Annotated in this window: 3 protein-coding genes; all 3 read right to left on the bottom strand. The window is 64.8% G+C overall.

What is annotated here, in order from left to right; genetic code table 11:
• Positions 1 to 1554, bottom strand: a 1554-nt coding sequence (gene traG / locus EOC94_RS33145; protein ID WP_127295836.1) for a Ti-type conjugative transfer system protein TraG, incomplete at its 3' end; no start/stop codon positions are given.
• Entirely contained in the window at positions 1541 to 1756 is a 216-nt protein-coding gene (locus EOC94_RS33140; protein ID WP_185928388.1) for a type IV conjugative transfer system coupling protein TraD, read from the bottom strand. The genes EOC94_RS33140 and traG, both read right to left, overlap by 14 nt.
• A 4-nt stretch (positions 1757 to 1760) precedes the next feature.
• Positions 1761 to 2057 carry a conjugal transfer protein TraC gene (gene traC / locus EOC94_RS33135; protein ID WP_127295834.1) on the bottom strand — a complete coding sequence of 99 codons (297 nt, stop codon included), beginning with the start codon at positions 2055 to 2057 and terminating at the stop codon, positions 1761 to 1763.
• Positions 2058 to 2138: the final 81 nt, after the last annotated feature.

The following is a 2138-nucleotide window of genomic DNA, read 5'->3' as shown; positions in this document are numbered from 1 at the left end:
CATCTGGCCGATCGACTGGAAGATCAGCGTCAGGCTGATGCCGTATTTACGCCCCGCGTCGCGGGCGGTTTCGAGGATGCGCAGATAGCCAAGCCGCGCGACCTCGTCGAGCAGGAACAGGGTCTTAGCCGCGACCTCGCCATTGCGGTTATATATCGCATTGAGGAACGAGCCGATCACTACCCGCGCAAGCCCCGGATGCGCTTCCAGCACCTTCAGGTCGAGCGCGATGAAGATATCCGTGCCGCCGCCCGCGAGCTCGTCGGTTGAGAAGCTGTCGCCCGAGACCAGGGCGGCATAGTTTGGATAGGAGAGCCAATGCGTCTCCTTCACCGCATTCGCATAGACGCCGCTGAACGTCTCCGGCGTCATGTTGACGAAGACCGCGACGTTCTCGCGCACAAAGGTGGATTCCGATTGCTCGTAAATCCGCGTCAGCCGCTCGCGCAGCTTCGGCTCAGGCTCGGAGAGATTGGCGCGGACACGGCGCAGTGTCTGATCCTTTTCTTCGGTATGACCCGACAGGCAGACGTCGGCGATCAGCGCGGTCAGGAGCTGCATGGCCGAAGCGCGGAAAAAGTCGTCGCGCGCGGACGCAGCCCTAGCGTTGTCGGTCATGATCCAGGTCGCGACCGCGACGATGTCTTCTTCCTTCGTGCCGCCGAAGCGGCCGATCCAGTCGAGCGCGTTGAAGCCGGTCGCGGGTCCGGCTGGATCGAGCACGATCACCTTGCGGCCGGCCCTGCGCCGGTGATCGACGACCATCGGCGCGACCTCGTTCGACGGATCGAGCACGATGAGACCGCCGCCCCATTTGAGCGCGGTCGGGATCGTCACCGACGTCGTCTTGAAGCCGCCGGATCCGGCGAAGACGATGCCGTGCGATGAGCCGAACGAGCCGTCGAAGCAAAGCAGCGGAGCCCTACCGCCGGCGCCCCATGTCTCCCGCGCGTCGGCCCGGAACGACACGGCCATCACGCTGTCCCGGTCGACACGATAGCGCTCGCCGATGACGATGCCGCCCGCATCCGGAAACATCCTCGCGGCCTCGGTCATGCTCATCCAGTCCGCCTCGCCATGGACCGCGCGCCTGCCATGGATACGGCGCGGAGCAGACCTCGCGAAGGCGGCATTGCCCTTCACGGCAACGGGCAGCGCGAACACGCCGGCGACAAATGCGGCGAAGGCGCCGATCGTCGTCGCCGGGTCCGCATATGCGAAGACGAACTGGTCCGATGGGACATTGCCGGCAATTTCCGCAAGGCGGACTGCCTCACGCATCAATGCGATCAGGATCGTCGCCACGCTGCCCGCAACCACGCCCCATCCCGCCGCCTTGATGTTCGCCGCGCCGCTGGCCGCGAACAGGAAGATCACGCCGCTCGCGGCCGCCGTCACATAGGGCAAAGTGAGACCGATGCGTCCGAGCATCAGCTTTGCCTGAGCGGTCTTGCCGAAGCCTGCGAGCCAGTGCTCGATGCCCGGCATGAGGATGGTCACCCCGACCATTATCGTCGCCGGGATCAGGGCGAGGGCGATCCTATTCGCCGTCACTGCCGAAGGCCTCCGCACCGATTGCGGTCAGGCGCGAGCGCTCCGCATCGTCGCCCTTGATGCGCTGGCTTGCGTCAATCAGCAGGCCGAGCAGCAGGGCTCGCTTCTCGTAACGGAGACCAGCTTTCGCAATCAGGCCGCCGAGCTCGATCTTCTCGCGCGTGTCCTTCTTTCGGGCGTCGCTCGATTGGGTCCGTCGCATTCGCTCAAGCCTCGCTACTGCTGCCCGCAGCCGCGCCAGTTGCGACCTTCGCGGGCGGAGCGCCTGCAGTCCTGCCCTCACCCGTGTTTCTCTCTCCGATCGCAGCTCCCTTGCCTCCGCGAAAGCGCCCGGCGATTTCCTCGAACGCCGCCTGAAGCGTGGCCTCCTCGATCTCGATCTCGCCAAGTCCGGCTTTCAGCGCGATCCGGCCGATGCGTTCGGCCTCGCGCGTCTCGGCCTGCTTGAGCTGGTCCTGGAGGCGGGCGATTTCTTCACGTATTTTCGATGACGGCTTCTTCATTCCGGTCGCGTCTCCTTGAAGTCAGGTGGCGTTTGTTTCGCCGCAAGACTTTCTCAAAAGCACGTCCGGAGGAACGTGCAG

The organism is Mesorhizobium sp. M6A.T.Ce.TU.016.01.1.1 (assembly GCF_003997065.1).
Classification (GTDB): domain Bacteria; phylum Pseudomonadota; class Alphaproteobacteria; order Rhizobiales; family Rhizobiaceae; genus Mesorhizobium; species Mesorhizobium mediterraneum.
This window is presented reverse-complemented; position numbering and strand designations above follow the sequence as displayed.

Excerpts from the sequence above, each read along its gene's own strand:
- EOC94_RS33140 (WP_185928388.1), bottom strand. The coding sequence starts at position 1,756 with ATGCGACGGACCCAATCGAGCGACGCCCGAAAGAAGGACACGCGCGAG.
- traC (WP_127295834.1), bottom strand. The coding sequence starts at position 2,057 with ATGAAGAAGCCGTCATCGAAAATACGTGAAGAAATCGCCCGCCTCCAG.